18 protein-coding genes are annotated in these 20,158 nt (G+C 71.9%); 6 read left to right on the top strand and 12 right to left on the bottom strand.

Translation table 11 applies throughout. The features are described from left to right. Positions 1-182: 182 nt before the first annotated feature. Complete coding sequence (nucS, locus tag JK363_RS37470; protein ID WP_201882474.1) at positions 183-845, bottom strand: endonuclease NucS; 663 nt, start codon at positions 843-845, stop codon at positions 183-185. 211 nt (positions 846-1,056) lie between these two features. Here nucS and JK363_RS37475 point away from each other — a divergent pair, with 211 nt between their 5' ends. After that, on the top strand, positions 1,057-1,449 hold the full coding sequence (locus JK363_RS37475) for an SCO5389 family protein (protein ID WP_201882476.1): 393 nt from the start codon (positions 1,057-1,059) through the stop codon (positions 1,447-1,449). 37 nt (positions 1,450-1,486) lie between these two features. Here the strand turns inward: JK363_RS37475 and JK363_RS37480 are convergent, their stop codons facing one another. Further along, the gene (locus JK363_RS37480; protein WP_201882565.1) at positions 1,487-2,521 is read right to left on the bottom strand and encodes an LLM class flavin-dependent oxidoreductase; all 1,035 of its coding nucleotides are present in this window, start codon (positions 2,519-2,521) and stop codon (positions 1,487-1,489) included. Between the two features lie 239 nt (positions 2,522-2,760). Here JK363_RS37480 and JK363_RS37485 point away from each other — a divergent pair, with 239 nt between their 5' ends. Continuing rightward, the gene (locus JK363_RS37485) at positions 2,761-3,078 is read left to right on the top strand and encodes an Rv1322 family protein (protein ID WP_201882478.1); all 318 of its coding nucleotides are present in this window, start codon (positions 2,761-2,763) and stop codon (positions 3,076-3,078) included. Positions 3,079-3,108: 30 nt separating this feature from the next. On the opposite strand, the gene JK363_RS37490 is transcribed toward JK363_RS37485, so the two are convergent. From JK363_RS37490 to mce, 8 genes are all read right to left on the bottom strand, one after another. Further along, a complete protein-coding gene (locus JK363_RS37490) occupies positions 3,109-4,092 on the bottom strand; it encodes an ABC-2 transporter permease family protein (RefSeq protein WP_201882485.1) in 984 nt (327 codons plus the stop codon). Continuing rightward, positions 4,089-5,294, bottom strand: a complete 1,206-nt coding sequence (locus tag JK363_RS37495) for an ABC transporter ATP-binding protein (protein WP_201882487.1) — start codon at positions 5,292-5,294, stop codon at positions 4,089-4,091. Before JK363_RS37495 ends, JK363_RS37490 begins: the two co-directional genes overlap by 4 nt. An 80-nt stretch (positions 5,295-5,374) precedes the next feature. After that, positions 5,375-6,271 (bottom strand): hypothetical protein, encoded by an 897-nt coding sequence (locus JK363_RS37500; protein WP_307822028.1) that lies wholly within the window; start codon positions 6,269-6,271, stop codon positions 5,375-5,377. Positions 6,272-6,382: 111 nt separating this feature from the next. Then, a complete protein-coding gene (locus tag JK363_RS37505) occupies positions 6,383-7,153 on the bottom strand; it encodes an ABC transporter permease (RefSeq protein ID WP_201882488.1) in 771 nt (256 codons plus the stop codon). Between the two features lie 2 nt (positions 7,154-7,155). Beyond that, entirely contained in the window at positions 7,156-8,127 is a 972-nt protein-coding gene (locus tag JK363_RS37510; protein ID WP_201882490.1) for an ABC transporter ATP-binding protein, read from the bottom strand. Between the two features lie 318 nt (positions 8,128-8,445). Beyond that, positions 8,446-9,381: a coiled-coil domain-containing protein gene (locus JK363_RS37515; RefSeq protein ID WP_201882492.1), complete on the bottom strand. Its 936-nt coding sequence runs from the start codon at positions 9,379-9,381 to the stop codon at positions 8,446-8,448. Between the two features lie 174 nt (positions 9,382-9,555). Beyond that, on the bottom strand, positions 9,556-13,587 hold the full coding sequence (scy, locus tag JK363_RS37520; RefSeq protein ID WP_215911638.1) for a polarized growth protein Scy: 4,032 nt from the start codon (positions 13,585-13,587) through the stop codon (positions 9,556-9,558). 213 nt (positions 13,588-13,800) lie between these two features. Next, the gene (mce, locus tag JK363_RS37525) at positions 13,801-14,241 is read right to left on the bottom strand and encodes a methylmalonyl-CoA epimerase (RefSeq protein ID WP_176180595.1); all 441 of its coding nucleotides are present in this window, start codon (positions 14,239-14,241) and stop codon (positions 13,801-13,803) included. A 179-nt stretch (positions 14,242-14,420) separates the two neighbouring features. Here mce and JK363_RS37530 point away from each other — a divergent pair, with 179 nt between their 5' ends. Continuing rightward, the gene (locus JK363_RS37530) at positions 14,421-15,608 is read left to right on the top strand and encodes an acetyl-CoA C-acetyltransferase (RefSeq protein WP_201882567.1); all 1,188 of its coding nucleotides are present in this window, start codon (positions 14,421-14,423) and stop codon (positions 15,606-15,608) included. 83 nt (positions 15,609-15,691) lie between these two features. After that, positions 15,692-16,651 (top strand): methylmalonyl Co-A mutase-associated GTPase MeaB, encoded by a 960-nt coding sequence (meaB, locus tag JK363_RS37535; protein WP_201882497.1) that lies wholly within the window; start codon positions 15,692-15,694, stop codon positions 16,649-16,651. Positions 16,652-16,715: 64 nt separating this feature from the next. On the opposite strand, the gene JK363_RS37540 is transcribed toward meaB, so the two are convergent. Next, on the bottom strand, positions 16,716-17,399 hold the full coding sequence (locus tag JK363_RS37540; protein WP_201882498.1) for a PepSY domain-containing protein: 684 nt from the start codon (positions 17,397-17,399) through the stop codon (positions 16,716-16,718). A 113-nt stretch (positions 17,400-17,512) separates the two neighbouring features. On the opposite strand from JK363_RS37540, the gene JK363_RS37545 reads away from it, so the two are divergent. Both JK363_RS37545 and JK363_RS37550 read left to right on the top strand, forming a co-directional pair. Beyond that, the gene (locus tag JK363_RS37545; protein WP_201882499.1) at positions 17,513-18,169 is read left to right on the top strand and encodes a response regulator transcription factor; all 657 of its coding nucleotides are present in this window, start codon (positions 17,513-17,515) and stop codon (positions 18,167-18,169) included. Continuing rightward, entirely contained in the window at positions 18,162-19,592 is a 1,431-nt protein-coding gene (locus JK363_RS37550; RefSeq protein ID WP_201882500.1) for a sensor histidine kinase, read from the top strand. Before JK363_RS37545 ends, JK363_RS37550 begins: the two co-directional genes overlap by 8 nt. Before the next feature lie 4 nt (positions 19,593-19,596). Here JK363_RS37550 and JK363_RS37555 read toward each other — a convergent pair whose 3' ends face one another. Further along, positions 19,597-20,073, bottom strand: a complete 477-nt coding sequence (locus JK363_RS37555; RefSeq protein ID WP_201882502.1) for a MarR family winged helix-turn-helix transcriptional regulator — start codon at positions 20,071-20,073, stop codon at positions 19,597-19,599. Positions 20,074-20,158: the final 85 nt, after the last annotated feature.

Genomic DNA, 20,158 nt, shown 5'->3' on the forward strand with positions numbered 1-20,158 from the left:
CCTAGGGGCGTCGGGCTGCTCCTCAAAGACACACCGGACAGGGCCCAGGAGTGTCGGGGCCGCGTGTCCGCGCCGAGTGAAGCGACCGCATCGCGCCGGGCGCGGATGCGGTCGGATGGCGGGAAGTCGTGGGTGTGGCGGGCGGCAGCGTCGGAACAGCCGTCACCGGCCGCCCACAGCCGTCAGAAGAGACGGAGCTTGTCGTCCTCGATACCGCGCAGCGCGTCGTAGTCGAGGACCGCACAGCCGATACCGCGGTCGGTGGCCAGTACCCGCGCCTGTGGCTTGATCTCCTGGGCGGCGAAAATCCCCTTCACCGGGGCGAGATGGGGATCCCGGTTGAGGAGCTCCAGATAGCGGGTGAGCTGCTCGACACCGTCGATCTCACCACGGCGTTTGATCTCCACGGCGACAGTCGTGCCGTCCGCGTCCCGGCAGAGAATGTCCACGGGGCCAATGGCAGTGGGGTATTCACGCCGAATAAGAGTCCAGCCATCGCCGAGTGTCTCGATACGATCGGCCAGCAGCTCCTGGAGATGGGCCTCGACACCGTCCTTGATCAGGCCCGGATCGACACCGAGTTCATGCGACGAGTCATGGAGGACCTCCTCCATGGTAATGATGAGCTTTTCCCCCGCTTTGTTCACGACCGTCCACACGTTGTCATCGCCCTCTTTGAGGGTGCACGGCGGAGACATCCAGTTGAGGGGTTTGTAGGCCCTGTCGTCCGCGTGAATGGACACACTGCCGTCGGCCTTGACGAGGATCAGACGGGGTGCCGAGGGAAGGTGGGCGGTGAGACGGCCGGCGTAGTCCACGGAGCACCGGGCGATGACGAGACGCATGGTCGGCAACGCTACTCGACGGCGGTGGCTCCACGCGATTCGTCCGGCGATGGACCCGTTCGGCAATGGCTGGTTGTGTGCCCATTCTCCTGGTGCGGGTGGAGTGGCCGAATTACCGTTGAAGCGGGCGGTCGCCGGGCGGGTACGCTGCGTCGCCATCCGCCCATCCCATCCCTGAGACCCCGCCCGCGGGGTCGCGAGAGGAGAACCCATGTCGCTCGACGTCTCACCGGCCCTTCTCGAACAGGCCGAGCGAGGCGAGGTCGACGAAGCGGACTTCGTCGACTGCGTCCGGAACTCCCTACCCTACGCATGGGAGATGATCAGCTCCCTGGTGGCTCAGCTGAAGGTGGACGGCGGGGAGTTCGCCGACAACCAGACGCCGCCGCCGGACGAGCAGGCACGCGGTCAACTGCTGCGCGCACTGGCGAGTGACGCGATACGCGGCGCGCTCCAGCGCCACTTCGGGGTCCGGCTGGCCTTTCAGAACTGTCACCGGGTGGCCGTCTTCCCGATGGACGCGTCGGCGGATGAGCGCCTCGCGCGCTTCACCTCGGTTCGGGGGCAGTTGCTGAACCAGTCGCCCGAACTGCGCGACTGCTGACGCGATGACCGCTGCCGCTCCCTCAGGGGGAGGTGTATCAGCACAGGAGCGGCAGCACTTCACCACCGAGCCTGCGCACATTCTCCTCCGTGGTCGCGAGGTCCCCGGACCCCTCGACCAGCAGCGCGAACCGGCGGATTCCGGTGCGCTCCGCGGTGGCCGCCAGCCGGTCGGCGCACAGCCGCGGCGAACCGACCGGATGCAGCTCGCACAGCAACTCCGCATAGGCCACCGGATCACGCATCCGGCGCTGCCGCCCATCGACCGTGACATGGGCGCCGAGCCCCTGCCGTAACCAGCCGGGCATCGCCTTGGTCAGGGTCTCCGCGGCCTCGGGGCGCGCATCCGCGATCTGCACCACTCCGGCCGAGACATGCTCCGCCGCCTCGACCTCCTCGGGTGAACGGCCCGCGGCGAGCGCGGAGCTCCGCCACAGCGCGACCGCCTCGGCCTTCTCCTCGTCGCCGCAGTGCATACCGAGGAGCATGGGCAGCCCGCGCTCGGCGGCCAGCCGCACACTGCCGGGCGAGGTGCAGGCCACGACCACCGGCGGGGAGACCGACCCCCGCGCGCCGGGCGGATCCTCGCAACGCGGCACCACCGGCACCTCACGGAAGGCGAACCGCTCTCCGTCCGCCCCCACCCGGGGCTCGCGCAGCCAGCGCAACAGCAGATCGAGTGATTCGGGGAAGCCGTGCTCATATGCCTCGAGGCCCGAACCGAAGACCTCCAGATCCACCCAGGGCCCGCCGCGGCCGACGCCCAGGGTGAACCGGCCACCGGAGACCAGATGCAGCAGCGCCGCCTGCTCACCCAGCGCTACGGGATGCGCCGTGGGCAGCACGCTCACCGCCGTGCCGACCCCGAGGGTGCGGGTGCGGCCCAGCAGATGGGCGGCGAGGGTGACCGCGGAGGGACAGACTCCGTACGGAACGAAGTGGTGCTCGGCGAGCCAGACCGCGTCCAGCCCCGCCACCTCCGCCAGTTCGGCCGACCGCACCGCCCGGTGCAGCGCCTCCTGCTGTCCCTGGCCCGGGAATTGAGCGGCCAGGATGAAAGCCCCCACATGCATCGCCATCTGCCTCCTTGTCGCGGATCGTCCGCGGACGCGGGCCCACCCCCTCAAAGGCATTAACGCCTGACACGTGCCAAGGGCACGGCTTGGCAAGAAGTTTTCATGATGATCGGAGGGTGACAGTGGACGACGGCTTTCCGGATGCGTGACCGTAAAGCGTAGGCTGGTCACAGCCTGTAGCGTCCAGCGTGTCGCATCGCCGAGTTGCCGAGTTGTCGAGTTGCCGAGGTGTCACCGTGTCTCCACGTCGAAACCGCCCGCGAGGCGGCGAGAAGCCCGTCGGCCGCGACGGCGCCGACCGCTTCGGACTGGAGCGCACCGAGAGCTGGCAGGACGAGGAGTGGGTGGTGCGGCAGATCAGCGGCGCCGCCGCCACCAAGCACTACCGCTGCCCCGGCTGCGACCAGGAGATCCCGCCGGGGGTGCCCCATGTGGTCGCCTGGCAGCAGCATTCGGGGGCCGACGACCGCCGCCACTGGCACAAGGCGTGCTGGAACGCACGGGACCGCCGGAGCGCCAAGCTCCAGCGGTCCCGTAACGCACCGAAGTACTGAGCCCGTGACCCGGGCCGCCCGGAACGGGCCTCAGACGTCGCGCTTCTCCAGCAGCGAATAGGCGGCGATCAGCGCCGCGCCGGTGACTCCGGCCACCAGGCCCAGCTGCGCCATACCGTTGCCCAGGTCGTCGGAGACCTGGAACAGCGAGGCCAGCGACTGGGGCGAGGAGTACTTCTGCATGGTCTCGCCCAGGTCGAAAAGGCCGTCGGACATCATCAGGAACGGCGGGAGGATCGACGGGAGCAGCACCACACCGAGCATCGTGGCGATGGCGCCCGCGGAGTGCCGCAGCATGGAGCCGACGGCGAGCGAGAGCAGTCCCAGCAGCGACATGTACAGTGCGGCACCCACCGTCGCGCCCAGCCACTGCTTACCGCTGGGCTCCATGACGTCCGGACCGCTGTGCATCCCGGTACTGGCGAACGCCACCAGCGCCAGCGCGGCGGTCGTGGTGACGAACGAGAGGGTGAAGAAGACCAGCGCCTTGGCGGTCAGCACCCGCGCGCGCTGCGGGCAGGCGGTGAAGGTGGTGCGGATCATCCCGGTGCCGTACTCGGAGGAGATCACGAGCACGCCCAGCGTGACCAGGCACAGCTGGCCCAGCAGCGTGCCGACGAAGCCGGGGAGGGTCGGGGGAGCGGTGACGTAGTCCTTGTCGCTGGTGGTCGCGGAGACCAGCAGCCCGATTCCGACGACCAGCGCGACCATCACGCTCAGCGTCCAGATCGTCGACCGCACCGACTTGATCTTGGTCCACTCGGAGGCGAGGGCATCTCCGAAGTGGGTGCGCCGGACCGGGATGGGCGAGGTGTACGCGCCCACGGCGGCATACGGCTGGGACGGGTTGGCCCCGGGGGGCGGCGGCGTCGGCTGCGGCATCTTTGGCTGGGGCATCTGCGCCTGCGGGGGCATCTGCTGCGGATGTGCCGACTGCGGGGGCATCGGGGGCGCCTGCGGGGGCGTCTGCGGCGGGACGGGCGCCGACTGGGGCTGCTGGTAGGGGGTCGTCATCGGGCGTCCTCGCTGTCGCGCTTGGTCATATCAGGAGCGGAGGCCGGGGGCGCGGTGGGCGGCGCCGCGGGCGCGGCGGCGGCTTGCTGTCCATGGGGCGGGGTGCCCGGCGCCGGGGCGTGGCCCTGCGGTGCCGCGGGCGGCTCGGCGTACCCCGGGAGCACGGTGCCGGGCGGGAAGCCTCCCGGCCCCATGGGCTGGCCCGGCATCCCCGGCGCGTAGCCGTGCGCACCGCCCTGCGGCGGCATTCCGGGGACCGGCTCCATGAGCCCGGCGCGCTGGTCCGCGGTGGAGCGGTAGTCCACCGCGCCCGAGGTCATCCGCATGTACGCCTCTTCCAGCGACGCCTGGTGCGGCGACAGCTCCCAGAGGCGGACGTCCGCCTGGTGCGCCAGCTCGCTGATCCGCGGCAGCGGCAGCCCGGTCACCCGCAGCGCGCCGTCCTGCTCCGGCAGCACCTGGCCGCCCGCCTCGCCGAGGGCCGAGGTGAGCTTCTCCCGCTGCGCCGGTTCGCCGTCGGGGGTGCGGACGCGGGCGAAGTCCGCCGAGTTGTAGGAGATGAAGTCCCGGACGTTCATATCGGCGAGCAGCTGGCCGCGCCCGATGACGATCAGATGGTCGGCGGTGAGCGCCATCTCGCTCATGAGGTGACTGGAGACGAAGACGGTGCGGCCCTCGGAGGCCAGCTGCTTCATCAGGTTGCGGACCCACAGGATGCCCTCGGGGTCCAGACCGTTGACCGGCTCGTCGAAGAGCAGCACCTGCGGGTCGCCGAGCAGCGCGGCGGCGATGCCCAGGCGCTGGCCCATACCGAGCGAGAAGCCCTTGGACCGCTTGCGGGCCACGCTCTGGAGGCCGACCACGCCCAGTACCTCGTCCACCCGGCGGGCCGGGATACCGGACAGCTGGGCCAGGCACATCAGGTGCTGGCGCGCACTGCGGCCGCCGTGCACCGCCTTGGCGTCGAGCAGGGCACCCACCTGGCGTGGCGCGTTGGGGAGGCGGCGGAACGGGTAGCCACCCACGGTGACCTGCCCGGCGGTGGGCTCGTCGAGCCCCAGGATCATGCGCATCGTCGTCGACTTGCCGGATCCGTTGGGTCCCAGGAAGCCGGTGACGGCACCGGGCCTCACCTGGAACGACAAGTTGTACACGGCCGTCTTGGCGCCGTAGCGCTTCGTCAGGCCGACTGCCTCGATCATTCTCCGCCCCTCGTGCAAATGGGTCCGGGGCGCGAGCCCCCGTGAGGGTTAGGAGCTTAGCGGCGTGTTGACGGTTCCTCTCACGGGAGGATTGAGAGCGCATCGTAATCACGAGCCCCGGGGGGCCCGTGATCCCCGTTCCTGGCGGCCCCGGCGTCCTCGGCGTAGCGCCCGAACGCGTCCTGCGGCAGCGCCCAGCCCTCGTCCCGGAAGGCGCGGGTGCCCGCCTCCCGCACCGCGGGATCGGCGCCCGCGCGCCCGACCCAGGAGCGCGGATCGGGGCCGAGCAGGGCGCGCAGCCGGGCGGAGGCGGCCAGCAGCCGGGTCAGCAGCGCGCTCTGGTCGCCGCCTCCGGGCAGCGGCGCCGTCGCGTCCGGGTTCCGCAGCACCCCGCGCACCCCGGCGTACACATACGCGCCGCCCAGCCGCTCGCCGGACGGCAGCACCATCGGGAAGTCCGTGCCGGGCAGCAGCACCCGCCGGTAGTTGGGGTACTCGGTGGCGTCCACGGCCGCGAGCTGTCCGGCGTCGAGCCAGCTGACGACCAGCGGTGTGCACGCCTGTGGAGCGGGGTACGGCGCGGAGGCGACATAGCCGTAGCGCCCGATGTGCGCCGAGCAGCCGACCGCGATCCCGGTGACATCCACCGGGACCATCGGCACCGCGTATGGGGCGTCCGGCCGGGACAGCTTGTGGTGCAGCTGGGCGGGGGAGGCGTTGGAGCCGACGGCGATGACCGGGGTGCGCGCCCCGGCCGTCGGCACCCCGAGCCGGGCCAGTTCGGCGTCGAGCGGGACGCGGCGCCCGTCCGGGCCGGCCACCGGCCAGCTGCCCAGCCGTCCCGCCGCGGGGTCCAGGGGCCACAGCTCACCGCCGGTGAGCAGGGTGGGGGAGGTGACGGGGCGGCCGGGGTAGCTGAGCGGCTGCCGGGCGGGCACATCGGCGAAGCCCAGGGCGGCGAGGCTGCGGTCGGTCACACCGCGAGCCTACGCGCGGCCGCCGCTCGGTCAGGCCCTGTCAGGACTCAGCGGCGCAACGAGGCAGCCGCGGACGAACGACGGCACGTCGCGGCACGTCCCGCGGAGCGCTCAGGCGTCGCGGCGCTTGAGCAGCAGATACCCCGTCACCAGGGCGGCGGCCACCCACAGACACATGATGGTGAAGCCGCCCCATGGGCCGTACGGGGCACCGTCGCGGTCCGGGATCACCCGCATGATGTGCTGGCCCGCCTGGTCCGGCAGATATGCGCCGAACTTCCGGGTCACCTTCACATTGGCCAGGATGTTCGAGATCAGGAAGAAGAACGGCATCAGCACGCCCAGGGACAGCAGCGGGCTGCGCAGCATCGTGGCGACGGCCATCGAGAACACGGTGATGAGCGTCATGTAGAGCCCGCCGCCGAGGACCGCGCGCAGCACCCCCGGGTCGTCCAGCGATGTCCCGTACCGGCCCAGCAGGCTCTGGCCGGTGGCGAAGGCGGCGAAGCTGGTCAGCATGGACACCGCCACGGCGAGCAGTGCCGCCACGGTGACCTTGGCGAAGAACAGGACCCCGCGGCGCGGGACGGCCGCGAGCGAGGTGCGGATCATTCCGGTGGCGTACTCGCCGGAGACCACCAGCACCCCGAAGACGATCATCGCGAGCTGGCCGAGTCCGGTTCCGGCGAAGCTCACGAAGGTCGGGTCGAAGACCCGTTTGTCGTGGGGGGACAGTCTGCCGAAGTCATGCCGGACCAGCGCGCTGATCAACGCCCCGAGCGCGACCGTGACCAGTGCGGCCACCCCCAGCGTCCACCCCGTCGAGCGCACCGAGCGGATCTTGGTCCATTCCGAGCGCAGCACCTGGGTCACCACCGCCATCGTCAGGACTCCTTCCGTGGCCGCCAGTCGGCGCCCCAGGCGGCGGCGGGGGCGGGCTCATCGGCGCCCGCGGGATGCGCGTGGTACTCCACCGCCCCGGCGGTGAGCCGCATGAACGCCTCCTCCAGGGACGCCTGTTGCCGGCTCAGCTCGTGCAGCACCAGCCGGTGGTCGGCCATCAGCTGGCCCAGGCGCACCGGATCGCCGTCGTCCACCTCGAACGAGCCGTCGGAGCCGGGAACCGCCGTGATACCGCCCGCGGCCAGAACATCGCTCAGCCGCTGGTATTCGGGCGAGCGCAATCGGACATAGGAACGTGAATGCTGGGTGATGAAATCGGACATCGAGGTATCGGCGAGAAGTCGTCCCTGACCGATGACGACCAAATGGTCGGCTGTGAGTGCCATTTCGCTCATCAGATGACTTGATACGAACACAGTCCGACCCTGGCCCGCCAGATCCCGCATGAGATTCCGGATCCAGTGGATGCCCTCCGGATCAAGCCCGTTGACCGGTTCGTCGAACATCAGGATCGATGGATCGCCCAGCATCGCGGCCGCGATCCCCAGCCGCTGACTCATTCCCAGGGAAAAACCCTTGGAGCGTTTGCGGGCGACCGAGCCGAGTCCGACCAGGTCCAGCACCTCATGGACCCGGGAGCGCGGTACGCCATTGCTCTGGGCGAGGCACAGCAGGTGGTGGAAGGCGCTACGGCCGCCGTGTACGGCCTTGGCGTCGAGGAGGGCGCCGACATGGCGCAGCGGGTCCGTCAGCCGCTCATAGGGCTGTCCGTCGATCCGGACCCGGCCGGACGTCGGATGGTCAAGGCCCAGCACGATCCGCATGGTGGTGGACTTGCCCGCGCCGTTCGGACCGAGGAAGCCGGTGACCACACCGGGCCGGACGGTGAAGGAGAGACCGTCCACGGCGGGTGTGTCGCCGTAGGTCTTGCTCAGCCCCTCGATCTCGATCATGCGGCCACGCTAAGCGCGGCCCGTCACCCCCGCCACCGGGCCGCCGCCCCCCGGAGTACGTTCCCTTTTTGGGCTCGGTTCGCCTCCGATTTTTGGGCTCGGTTCTCCCCCAGCTACCGCTGGGAGGTACCCCCGCCGGGGCGCTGAAGCCCCTGCCGACGGTCGACCGTGCTCGGCCCCTCGTGCCTCGGGGCCTCCGCGCGCTCTCCCTTTCGACAGGGTCGCGCCCCTTCGGCTCACTCGCCGGTGGTGCTCATGCGCGTGCCCCGCGCCGCAGAGGTGCGGCACGGGGCACGGAACGCTCCGGGTGACCGGACGTCACCGGGTCTGCTGGGCCGGGACGCCACGGCTGACCGCCTCGTCCTCCGGGGTGCCCGCCGCGGCCACCGCCGCGCCGGTCAGCGTGGCCAGCATCTCGCGGACGTTGGTCAGCTGGGCGTTGATGCTGTCGCGGCGGTTGGTGAGGGCCGCCAGCTCGCGCTCGGACTCGCTGCGGATCCGGTCCGCCTTGGCGTTGGCGTCGGCCACGATGTCCTCGGCCTGGCGCTGGGCGGTCTCCACCGTCTGGCGGGCCCGGCGCTCCGCGTCGGTACGCAGCTTCTCGGCCTCCAGGCGCAGCTGCTCGGCGCGGTGCTCGATCTCCGCGAGCCGCTTCTCGGCCTTGGCCTGACGGGAGGCCAGGTCGCGCTCGGACTGCTCGCGGCGCTTGGCCAGATTCGTCTCGAAGTCGGCGGCGGCCTGCGCGGCCTTGGCGCGGGTCTCCTCGAAGAGGGAGTCCGCCTCCTCGCGCTTGGACTGGGCGTCCTTCTGCGCCTCCTGCCGCAGGGTGGCCGCCTCGCCCTTCGCCTTCTCGACGATACGCGCGCCCTCGTCCTCGGCCTTCGCCTTGCGGTCGGCGGCGAACGTCTCGGCGTCGTTGCGCACCTGCTGGGCCGCCGACTCGGCGAGCTCACGGTGCTGTTCGGCGGCCCGGCGAGCCTCCTCGCGCAGGTCCTTGGCCTCCTCCTCGGCGAGACGGAGGATCTTCTCGACCCGGGCGCCGAGCCCCGCGTAGGACGGCTCCGCGTCGTTGATCTGGGCCTGAGCGTTCTGCGTCTCGAGGTGCAGCTCCTCGATGCGCTTTTCCAGGGAGGTGATACGGGCCAGTGCACTGTCACGGTCGGCGACGAGCTTGGTAATGCGGTCGTCCACCTGACCGCGGTCGTATCCACGCCGCACGAGCTCGAAGCCGAAGGGGGAGGAAGTGTCGCTCATGGGGTTCCTGTCGAAAGAGACCGGTGAGGTGATAGAGGGAATCCTAGGGGGCCGAGCGGCGTGTCATCGAGTCAACGTCTGTTTGATCTGGAGAATGTCCAGCCTTTTGAGTGGCAGTAAGAGCCAACGCTTGTCACTCGTCGGGATGATTCGGACACGACACGGCGTGTGCCGCTAGCCGTCGGAACGTTTTCCGCCCGGTCTGGTCGCACCCGCACCTGCCGCCGTCTTGACTCCGCCGTTCTCCTTGGCTCCCGCGCCGCCCGACGCGGGGGCCTCGAAGGACTCCAACGCCTCCAGCACGTCCTGGACACGGGAGATCTCCGCGTTGATGTCCTCGCGGCGCCGCTTGAGCAATTCCAGCTCGCGCTTGCCCTCGTCCACCATCTCCTTCGCCTCGGCCGTGGCCTCGGTCCGGACGCGCTCCGCGTCCCGTGTGGCGTCGGCCTTCTTCTGCTCGGCCTCCTTCAGCAGACCCTCGGCCTTCTTCACCGCCGCGATCCGCACCCGGCCGGCCTCGCTGTTGGCCTCCGACACCAGCGACTTGGCCTTCTCCTCGGCCTTCATCAGCTGCGCGGTGGCCGCCGCGACCAGCTTGTCCACTCGCTCGCCGGTGGCCTTCATCTGCTCGGCGGACTCCCGGCGGGCCCGCTCGTGCAGCTCCTCCACCTCGGACTCGGTCCGCGTCCGCAGCTCCTCGGCGCGCTCCCGGATCGCGGTGGCGTCGCCCCGGGCCTCGCCCAGCATGACATCCGCGTCCGTACGGGCCTTCTCCACCAGCCCGTTGGCCTCCTCGGTGGCCGCGGCGACCAGCCGGTCGGCCTCCGTGCGGGCCACGCCCACCATCGTGTCCGCCTGCTCCTCGGCCGCGGTCGCCGCCCGCAGCGCGGCCTCCTGCGCCTCCGCGGTGAGCCGCTCGGCCTCCGCGGCGGACTCGGTGACCAGCCGGTCCGCCTGCTCCGCCGCGTCCGAGCGGCGCTTGTTGCCGTCCTCGCGCGCCCGGTCGACCACCCGGTCCGCCTCGGCCTGCGCCTCGGTGCGGATCCGCTCGGCCTCGGCCGCCGCGTCGGCCGCGATCCGATCCGCCTCCGCCCGGGTGCGCTCGGCGTGCTGCTGGGCCGAGCCGACGGTCTCCGCCGCCTCGTTGCGCAGCCGTTCGGCCTCCGCGGTGGCCTCCCTGACCAGCCGCTCCGCCTCGCTCCCGGCCTCGCCGACCAACCGGTCGGCCTGTGCGGCGGCCTCCGAGCGGATGTTGTTGGCGTCCCCGCGGGCCTGGGCCCGGGTACGCGCCGCGTCCTGCTCCGCCGTGGCCCGCGCGTCCGACGCCTCGGTGCGCATCGCCTGCGACCGCGCGGTGGCCTCGGCCACCAGCCGCTGCGCCTCGTCGCTCGCGCCGTTCACCAGGGTGTCGGCCTGCTCCGCCGCCTCCGCGCGGGCCTTGTTGGCCGCACGGCGCGCCTCGTCGAGCGTCTCATCGGCCTCGGTGCGCAGCCGCTCGGACTCCTGGGTGGCCTCGGCGAGCAGCCGGTCGGCCTGCTCGGCCGCCTCCGTACGGCGCCGCCCCGCGTCCTCGCGGGCCTCGGTGGTCAGCCGCTCCGACTCGGCGATGGCCTCCGAAACCGTACGCTCCGCCAGCGACTTGGCGGCCTCGGTCTCCTCCTGCGCCTCCTGCCGCAGCCGGGTGGCGTCCTGCGAGGCGCGCTCCCGCTCCGCGTAGGCGTCCGCGCGGACCCGGTCGGCCTCCTCCTGCGCCTCGGTGCGGGTGCGCTCGGCCGCGTGCTCGGCGGCCGTACGCAGCCCGGTGATCTCGGCCTCGGCCTGCTCGTGCAGCCCGGCGACCGAATCCCGCACCTGCTGCGCGGTCTGCTCGGCCGCGGCCACCATGTCCGACGAGCGCTGCTCGGCCTCCTCGACCAGCCGCTGCGCCTCGGTCTGCGCCTCGGAGACCCGGTTGCGGGCCGCGGTCAGCAGCTCCTCGCTCTGCTCATGCGCCCGGGTCCGCTCCCGCTGGGCCTCGTCCCGGGCGTCGGTCAGCAGCTCTTCGGCCTCACGGCGGCGGCGGGCCGCCTCCTCCTGGGCCGCGGCCAGTGCCTCCGCCGCCTCGGCGCCGATCCGCTCGGCCGCGCTCGTGGCCTCCGCCCGCACCCGGTCGGCCGTCTCCTGTGCCTCGGCGCGCAGCCGCTCCGCCTCCGCGGCGGCCTCGCCGCGCAGCCGCACGGCCACCGACTCGGCCTCGGCGCGCGCGTTCGACGCGTCCGCCGCGGCCTCCTCGCGCAGCCGCTCGGCCTGCTCCTCGGCCTGCTGGCGCAGCGCGTTCAGCCGCTCCGCGGACTCCCCGCGCTGCCGCTCGATCTCCTCGGCCGTCTCCCGGCGCAGCCGCTCCGCCTCGGTGTGCGCCTCGCTCAGCGCCTCGTCGGCGGAGCCGAGCCGCTGCTCGGCCTCCTGGTGCAGCCGGGTCAGCTCGGCCTCTGCGGTGGTCCGGCGGTCCTCCGCCGCCCGCTCGGCCTCCTCGCGCAGCTCCTCGGCCGCGCGGGTGGCCTCCGACCGGACTTCCTCGGCCCGCTCCTCGGCCGAGGTCACCAGCTCCTCCGCCTCGCCCCGGGCCCGCTTCAGCAGCTCGTCGGCCTGGCGGCGCAGCGCGTTCGCCCGCTCGATGGCCTCGGTGCGGACCCGCTCGCTCTCGCTGGTCGCGCCCGAACGCGTCTCCTCCGCGTCCTCCTTGGCCTTGGTCAGCAGCTCCTCGGCGGTGCTGGCCGACTCCTCGATCTGCTGGACCGCCTCCCGGCGCGCCTCGGCGCGGATCCGCTCGCCCTCGGCCACCGCCTCGGACCGCAGCTGCTCGGCCTCACCGCGCAGCCGCCGTGCCTCCTCCTGGAGCTCGACGGTCTTGGCGCGGTACTCCTTGGTGTCGTCCTTCGCCGTGCCCTTGAGCTCCTCGGCGGTGTCATGCGCCTCCGAGCGCAGCCGGTCCGCCTCGGACTCGGCCTCGCGCCGGATCCGCTCCGCGTCCTCGGTCGCCGCCTTGGTGGTGGCCTGCGCCTGCTCCGAGGCGCGGGTCAGCACCTCCTCGGCGCTCCGCGCCGCCTTGGCCAGCTGCGCGGCCGAGTCCTCGGCGGCCCGGGCACGGGCGTCGTCCCCGGCCTCCGAGACCATCCGCTCGGCCTCGGCGCGGGCGTCCTCCCGCAGCTGCTCGGCCTCCGCCCGCAGCGCCTCGGCCTCCTTGGTGGCCTCGCCGACCAGCCGGGCGACCTCCGCCCTGGCCGTACGGGTGCGCTGCTCGTTGTCCGTCTCGGCGGCCGAAAGCCGCTTGGCCGCCGTGTCCTTGGCCTCGTTGAGGACCCGCTCCGCCTCGGCGCGCGCCTCGCGCAGCGCCGTCTCCGCCTCCTGCGCCCGCTGCTCGGCGGCGCGGGTCTGCTCGGCGGCCTGGCGGCGGGCCTCCTCCGTCTCGGTGGAGGCCCCGGCCCGCAGCTGCTCGGCGTGGTCGGTGGCCTCCTGGGCCTGTGCTCCGGCCGCGTTGAGCAGCCGCTCGGCGTCCGCGCGGGCCCGGCGCAGAATCGCCTCGGCCTCGGAACGGGCGGACTCCGCCTCCGAACCGAGCCGCTGACGGGCCTGCTCGACCAGCCGCTGGGCCTCGGCGCGGGCGGCCGACAGCGACTGGTCGGCCTCGGTCCGGGACTCGTCCAGCAGCCGGCGGGCCTGGTCCTCGCTCCGGGCGCGCAGCTGCTCGGCCCAGGCGACGTTCTCGTTGACATGCGACTCGACGGTGGCGCGGCGCTCGGCGAGCTCCTGGTCCAGCCGCTGGCGGCGGGCCACCGCCTCGGCGTGCAGCTCGGCTTCGAGCCGGGCCTGCCGCTCGGCCTGCTCCTGGAGCAGCCGCTGGGTCTGGGCGCGGGTCTCGCGCAGCTCGCGCTCGGCGTCCGCGCGCAGCTGGTCGGCCTGGATCTGCGCATTGCGCAGCAACTGTTCTGCCTGGTAGCCGAGGTTGGCGCTGTCGTAGGCAGGACGGGTCGCCAGAGTGCGGCGCGCCTCGTGCAGCTTGGCGCGCAGCACCTCGACTTGGTAGCCGAGGTCGTCGGCGTGCTGGACGGCCTTCTCCCGCTCGGTCTTCAGCCGCTCCATCTCGGCCTCGAACTTCGAGAGCTGATCGTCAGGCTCGTAGCGGTCGTAGCCCCGCACTGCGCGGTCCCATCCGTCCCCTGGTCGCATTGGCGGCCGACTCCGTACCTCGCGGTCCCTCGCGGTTCCTTGTGGTCCCGGCCCGGCGACATGCTATGCCGGACGGTGCGGAGCTGGCCCTTCCGAAGAAATGGTGTCAGATCATCGGCAAAGCCCGGGCCGGACCCCAAACCCTTCCGACTCCCGTGCCCCGGCCGAGCCTGCACTCTACCGGCCGGGGAAGGGGTAGGTCAGTGGTGCGCTTCAGTGGTCCGCTTCGGAAGGAGGTGCCGCGGTGACGAGTTCGGTGAGCACCCCGTGGCAGTCCTTGGGGTGCAGGAAGGTGATCCGGGAGTTCATCGAGCCGCGGCGGGGCTCCTCGTAGAGGACCCGGACGCCCTTGCCGCGGATGTCCTCGGAGTCGGTGTCGACGTCGGCGGTGCCGAAGGCGATGTGGTGGACCCCCTCGCCGTTCTTGGCCAGCCACTTGCCGACCGCCGAATCCTCCCTGGTCGGCTCCAGGAGCTGGAGGTAGGAGGCGCCGCCGTCCGAGGTCTCGTTGATCTTGAGCATGGCCTCGCGCACGCCCTGCTCCTCGTTGACCTCGGAGTGGAACACCTCGAAGCCGTACGTGGCACGGTAGAACTCGACAGTCTTGTCGAGGTCGAAGCAGGCGATCCCGATGTGGTCGATTCTCGTCAGCATGGGACCAGTGCACCGCCCTCCCGGTGGTTACGCAACGTGCGCGCGATCACACCGATGGGCCGGTGACCGCGCGGGTAACCGGTCAGTACATTGACGATAACCCTCGTTAACTTCCTTCTTCTCGTGAAGGGAAGCACCACATGACTGCACCGACGACCAGTAACGCCAAGACCACCTCTGTGATCGTGGCGGGTGCTCGCACCCCCATGGGACGGCTGCTCGGCAGCCTGCGCTCGTTCTCCGGCGCCGACCTGGGGGGCATCGCCATCAAGGCCGCGATGGACCGGGCCGGGGTCGGCGGAGACCAGGTGCAGTACGTCATCATGGGGCAGGTGCTCCAGGCGGGCGCCGGACAGATTCCGGCCCGGCAGGCGGCCGTGAAGGCCGGTATCCCGATGAACGTGCCCGCCCTCACCGTCAACAAGGTCTGTCTCTCCGGCCTCGACGCCATCGCCCTGGCCGACCAGCTCATCCGCGCGGGTGAGTTCGACGTGGTGGTCGCGGGCGGCCAGGAGTCCATGACCAACGCCCCGCACCTGCTGCCCAAGTCGCGGGAGGGCCACAAGTACGGCGCCATCGAGATGCTCGACGCGATGGCCCACGACGGGCTCACCGACGCCTTCGAGAACATCGCCATGGGCGAGTCCACCGAGAAGCACAACACCCGGCTGGGCATCCTCCGCCCCGATCAGGACGAGATCGCCGCCCGCTCCCACCAGCGGGCCGCCGCCGCCCAGAAGAATGGCCTGTTCGACGCCGAGATCACCCCCGTGGAGATCCCGCAGCGCAAGGGTGAGCCGGTCGTCTTCGCCAAGGACGAGGGCATCCGCGGGGAGACCACCGCCGAGTCCCTGGGCAAGCTGCGCCCCGCCTTCGCCAAGGACGGCACCATCACCGCCGGAACCTCCTCGCAGATCTCCGACGGTGCCGCCGCGGTCGTGGTGATGAGCAAGGCCAAGGCCGAGGAGCTGGGCCTGGAGTGGATCGCCGAGATCGGCGCCCACGGCAATGTGGCCGGACCCGACAACTCCCTCCAGTCGCAGCCGTCCAACGCCATCGCGCACGCCCTGGGCAAGGAGGGGCTGACCGTCGACGACCTCGATCTGATCGAGATCAACGAGGCGTTCGCCGCGGTCGCGGTGCAGTCAATGAAGGATCTGGGCGTTTCCTCCGAAAAGGTGAATGTGAACGGTGGCGCCATCGCCCTCGGACATCCGATCGGGATGTCCGGCGCTCGGATCGTGCTGCACCTGGCGCTGGAGCTGCGCCGGCGCGGCGGCGGTACGGGCGCGGCGGCGCTGTGCGGCGGTGGCGGTCAGGGCGACGCGCTGATCATCCGGGTGCCCGGGAACGGGAAGAAGGCGTGATCCCGGCGGTCGCCGGCGAGTGGTTCTGAACCGCCGCCGGTCCATCGGATACGGCGGTACGAGCGTTGAGGAGCGCGGCACCCATGAATGATGTGCCCACCCTGGTGGAGCAGGCCCGGCAGGGGCGGCCGCGTGCGGTCGCCCGGCTGATCTCGCTGATCGAAGGCGATGCGCCGCAGTTGCGCGAGGTGATGGCGGCGCTGGCTCCGCTGGCCGGGGGTGCGTATGTGGTGGGGCTGACCGGCTCCCCGGGAGTCGGCAAGTCCACCTCGACCTCAGCGCTCGTCTCCGCCTACCGCCGGATCGGCAAGCGGGTGGGGGTCCTCGCGGTGGACCCCTCCTCGCCGTTCTCCGGCGGGGCGCTGCTCGGCGACCGCGTCCGGATGTCCGAGCACGCCTCGGACCCCGGTGTCTACATCCGCTCCATGGCCACCCGCGGCCATCTGGGCGGGCTCGCCTGGGCCGCACCGCAGGCCATCCGGGTGCTGGATGCGGCCGGATGCGATGTGGTGCTGGTGGAGACGGTGGGCGTCGGCCAGTCCGAGGTGGAGATCGCGGCCCAGGCCGACACCAGTGTGGTGCTGCTGGCGCCCGGAATGGGCGACGGGATCCAGGCGGCCAAGGCCGGGATCCTGGAGATCGGCGATGTGTACGTGGTCAACAAGGCCGACCGGGAGGGCGCCGACGCCACCGCCCGCGAGCTCAACCACATGCTGGGCCTGGGCGAGGCCAGGTCGCCGGGCGACTGGCGGCCGCCGATCGTGAAGACGGTGGCGGCGCGCGCCGAGGGCATCGACGAGGTGGTCGAGGCGCTGGAGAAGCACCGCGCGTGGATGGAGGAGCACGGTGTGCTGGCCGAGCGCCGGATGCGGCGGGCGGCCGGTGAGGTCGAGACGATCGCGGTGACGGCGCTGCGCGCGCGCATCGGCGATCTGCACGGCGACCGGCGCCTGGGCGCGCTGGCGGAACGGGTCGTGGCCGGCGAGCTGGATCCGTACACGGCCGCCGACGAACTGGTGGCGGGGGTCACGGAAGGGTCGTGAACGCGCGGGGGCGGGCCCCGGTGCGCGGGGCCCGCCGTACGAGCGTGGTGTGGTCCTCCGCCGGTCAGTCGTCGTCGCGGTCGTCGGCCTCGTTGCCGTCCCGGTCGTCGTCGGACGCGGTCCGGGTGACCTTGCCGGTCTGCGGGTCGACGGTCAGGTCGTGCTCCTTGTGGTTCTTCACGACCTCGACCTCCCAGGTCGGCGCGTGGTCGTCGTCGAGGTCCACGGAGGTCACGGTGCCGCCGCCCGTCGCGGCCTTCCGGGCCGCCTCGACGGCGCTCACCTCGGCCTTCTTCAGGGTGGTGCGCTCACCGGCGTCGTTGGCGTCGTCGGTTTCGGCACGGTCCACGCGCTGGTTCAGCACCGTGCCGCTGGAGGCGTCCACGGTGACCTCGTGCCACTTCCCGTCCTTGCCCAGGATCTCCGCGTCCCAGGCGGCGGTGCGGGCGTCGTCGTCCAGGTCGATGGAGGACAGCGTGCCCGGCACGGCCTTCAGGGCCGTAGCCGCCGCGTCGGAGAGCGTCACCCGGGCGGTCCTGACAGACTCGTGGCCGCGGTCCGCCTCGTCGGCGTCGTCCCGGTCGTCGGAGTGGTAGCTCGCCACCTTCCCGGACGCCGGAGCCGCACCGGCCGCACCGGCGGACGACGACCGCGCGCTGCCCGTCCCGCTGTCCGCCAGGGCGACGGCCGTACCGCCGCCGATCAGGGCGGCCGCGGCGACGGTGGCGATGACGATGTTGCGCTTCATGAGGGTTCCTCCCCGAGTGCTGTTCGGACGTTCACCACCTTCACGGAGCGATGCTGAAGCTGAGCTGAAGCCACCTGAAGAGATCTTCAGGTTCGCTTTGGGAGGCTGGTCGCATGCGTTTGCTGATCGTTGAGGATGAACGGCGGCTCGCCGTGTCGCTGGCCAAGGGGCTGCGGGCGGAGGGCTTCGCCGTGGATGTGGCGCACGACGGGCGCGAGGGACTGCACCGCGCGCAGGAGGGCGCGTACGACCTGATCGTCCTCGACATCATGCTGCCGGGGATGAACGGCTACCACGTGTGCGGTGCGCTCCGGGCGGCCGGAAACGATGTGCCGATCCTGATGCTCACCGCCAAGGACGGCGAGTACGACGAGGCCGAGGGGCTCGACACCGGCGCCGACGACTATCTGACCAAGCCGTTCTCGTATGTGGTGCTGGTGGCGCGGGTGCGGGCGCTGCTGCGCCGCCGCGGGTCGGCCGCCTCGCCGGTGGTGCGGGTCGGCGCGCTGTCGGTGGACCGGGGCGCCCGGCGGGTGGAGCGGGACGGCGGCGAGGTCGCGCTGACCGCCAAGGAGTTCTCCGTGCTGGAGCATCTGGCGCTGCGGCCGGGGGACGTCGTCTCCAAGGCCGAGATCCTGGAGCACGTCTGGGACTTCGCCTACGACGGCGACCCCAACATCGTCGAGGTGTACATCAGCGCCCTGCGCCGCAAGCTGGGCCCGGGGCTGATCGACACGGTGCGGGGAGCGGGGTACCGGCTCCGTGGGTAAGGTCTTCGGCTCCGTACGGGCGCGGGCCGCGCTGGGCGCGACGGTGGTGGTGGCGGTGGCGCTGGTGGCCGCGGGGATCGCGGTGCTGGTGGTGCTGCGGGGCAATCTGGTGGACCGGGCCGAGGTCGACGCCGGGGCCGCCGCCCGCGCGGTCGCGTCCAAGGTCGCCGGCGGGGTGGCGTACCGGGAGCTGGACCTCGGGGAGGACACCCCGGTGCAGATCGTGGACGAGGACCACCGGGTCCTGGCGGTCAGCGACGACCTCGAGGCCGTGACGGGCACCGGGAGTTCCTCGGTGCGGCCGGTGGCGGCGCCCTCCGATGCCGATGCCGACGATGCCGACGATGCCGACGGCGGCGACACGGGAGAGGTCTCCTCGGAGCCGGAGTACAGCTCCGGCACGGCCCGGATCGACGGCGAGACCGAGGAGTACCACTGGGCGGCCGTGGAGGTCACCGACGCCCGCGGCGAGGACGTCACCGTCTACGCGGGCGCCCCGCTGGCCACCGAGCAGGGCGCGGTGGGCACCGTGCGGCAGGCGATGCTGATCGGACTGCCGTTGCTGCTGCTGGTCGTGGCCGGGGTGACCTGGCTGGTGACCCGGCGCGCGCTGCGGCCGGTGGAGGGGATCCGCCGGGAGATGGCCGCCATCACCGCCAGCACCGATCTGTCCCGGCGGGTGCCGGAGCCCGGCTCGCACGACGAGGTGGCGGCACTGGCCCGGACGACCAACGAGACGCTCGCGGCGCTGGAGGCGTCGGTCGAGCGGCAGCGGGCGTTTGTCGCGGACGCCTCCCATGAGCTGCGCTCCCCGGTGGCCTCCCTCCGTACCCAGCTGGAGGTGGGCGCCGCCCATCCGGAATTGCTGGATGTGGAGGGCGCGGTGGAGGACGTGGTGCGGCTCCAGCGGCTGGCCGCCGATCTGCTGCTGCTGGCCCGGCTGGACGCCGGGGAGCGGCCCGCCAGGACCGAGCGGGTCGCGCTGGACGGGATGGTGCGCGAGGAGCTGTCGCAGCGCACCGGGGACCGGGTGCCGGTGGTCACCGAGCTGTCCCCGGCGGAGGTGACCGGTTCCCGCGGCCAGCTCTCACGGGTGCTGGGAAACCTGGTCGACAACGCCCAGCGGCATGCGCGGGGCGAAGTGCGGGTCTCGGTGCGCACCGAGGGCGGCCGGGCCGTGCTGGCGGTGGCCGACGACGGCGGCGGGGTGCCCGAGGGCGAACGGGAGCGCATCTTCGAGCGGTTCGTACGGCTGGACGAGGGCCGCAGCCGCGACGATGGCGGGGCCGGGCTCGGCCTCGCCATCGCGCGGGACGTGGCGGAGCGCCACGGTGGCACGCTGACCGTGCGTGAGGGGCCCGGGGGCGGTGCCCTGTTCGAACTCCGGCTGGCGACGGGCGAGGAGCGCGGTCCCGGGCGGTGACGTCCTACGCCCGGCCGCGCTGGGCGCGCAGATGCTCGGCGACGGGCACCAGCGAGCCGTACAGCGCGTCGAGGGCGTCCGAGCTGAGCAGATCGATGAAGTGCTTGCGCACGGAGTCGACATGATGGGGCGCGACCTTGCGCATGGTGTCCCAGCCGTGCTCGGTCAGGACCGCGTAGAGCCCGCGGCGGTCCGACTCGCAGTTCTCCCGGCGGACCAGCCCGGCGTTCTCCATCCGGGTGATCTGGTGGGAGAGACGGCTCTTGGACTGGAGGGTCGCGGACGCCAGGTCGCTCATCCGCATCCGGTGGTCCTCCGACTCCGAGAGGTTGACCAGGATCTCGTAGTCGTTCATGGTCAGGCCGAACGGCTGGAGGTCTCGTTCGAGCTGGTAGGTCAGCAGCCTGCTGACGTCCAGATGGGTGCGCCAGGCGCGCTGCTCGTCGTCGCTGAGCCAGCGCGTGCCGTTTTCGGTCTCCATGGGATGTATTCTACCTATAGAAGTTGAATTCCGAACCAATGGATGTATCGGGCTAGAGGTCACCTGTTCGACGTTACACTCCGCA

This window comes from Streptomyces coffeae (genome assembly GCF_016741875.1).
In the GTDB taxonomy this organism is placed as follows: Bacteria; Actinomycetota; Actinomycetes; order Streptomycetales; family Streptomycetaceae; genus Streptomyces; species Streptomyces coffeae.

Excerpts from the sequence above, each read along its gene's own strand:
- meaB (WP_201882497.1), top strand. The coding sequence starts at position 15,692 with ATGAATGATGTGCCCACCCTGGTGGAGCAGGCCCGGCAGGGGCGGCCG.
- JK363_RS37475 (WP_201882476.1), top strand. The coding sequence starts at position 1,057 with ATGTCGCTCGACGTCTCACCGGCCCTTCTCGAACAGGCCGAGCGAGGC.
- JK363_RS37510 (WP_201882490.1), bottom strand. The coding sequence starts at position 8,127 with ATGATCGAGATCGAGGGGCTGAGCAAGACCTACGGCGACACACCCGCC.
- mce (WP_176180595.1), bottom strand. The coding sequence starts at position 14,241 with ATGCTGACGAGAATCGACCACATCGGGATCGCCTGCTTCGACCTCGAC.
- JK363_RS37480 (WP_201882565.1), bottom strand. The coding sequence starts at position 2,521 with ATGCATGTGGGGGCTTTCATCCTGGCCGCTCAATTCCCGGGCCAGGGA.
- JK363_RS37490 (WP_201882485.1), bottom strand. The coding sequence starts at position 4,092 with ATGACGACCCCCTACCAGCAGCCCCAGTCGGCGCCCGTCCCGCCGCAG.
- JK363_RS37495 (WP_201882487.1), bottom strand. The coding sequence starts at position 5,294 with ATGATCGAGGCAGTCGGCCTGACGAAGCGCTACGGCGCCAAGACGGCC.
- JK363_RS37540 (WP_201882498.1), bottom strand. The coding sequence starts at position 17,399 with ATGAAGCGCAACATCGTCATCGCCACCGTCGCCGCGGCCGCCCTGATC.
- scy (WP_215911638.1), bottom strand. The coding sequence starts at position 13,587 with ATGCGACCAGGGGACGGATGGGACCGCGCAGTGCGGGGCTACGACCGC.
- nucS (WP_201882474.1), bottom strand. The coding sequence starts at position 845 with ATGCGTCTCGTCATCGCCCGGTGCTCCGTGGACTACGCCGGCCGTCTC.
- JK363_RS37545 (WP_201882499.1), top strand. The coding sequence starts at position 17,513 with ATGCGTTTGCTGATCGTTGAGGATGAACGGCGGCTCGCCGTGTCGCTG.
- JK363_RS37515 (WP_201882492.1), bottom strand. The coding sequence starts at position 9,381 with ATGAGCGACACTTCCTCCCCCTTCGGCTTCGAGCTCGTGCGGCGTGGA.
- JK363_RS37505 (WP_201882488.1), bottom strand. The coding sequence starts at position 7,153 with ATGGCGGTGGTGACCCAGGTGCTGCGCTCGGAATGGACCAAGATCCGC.
- JK363_RS37555 (WP_201882502.1), bottom strand. The coding sequence starts at position 20,073 with ATGGAGACCGAAAACGGCACGCGCTGGCTCAGCGACGACGAGCAGCGC.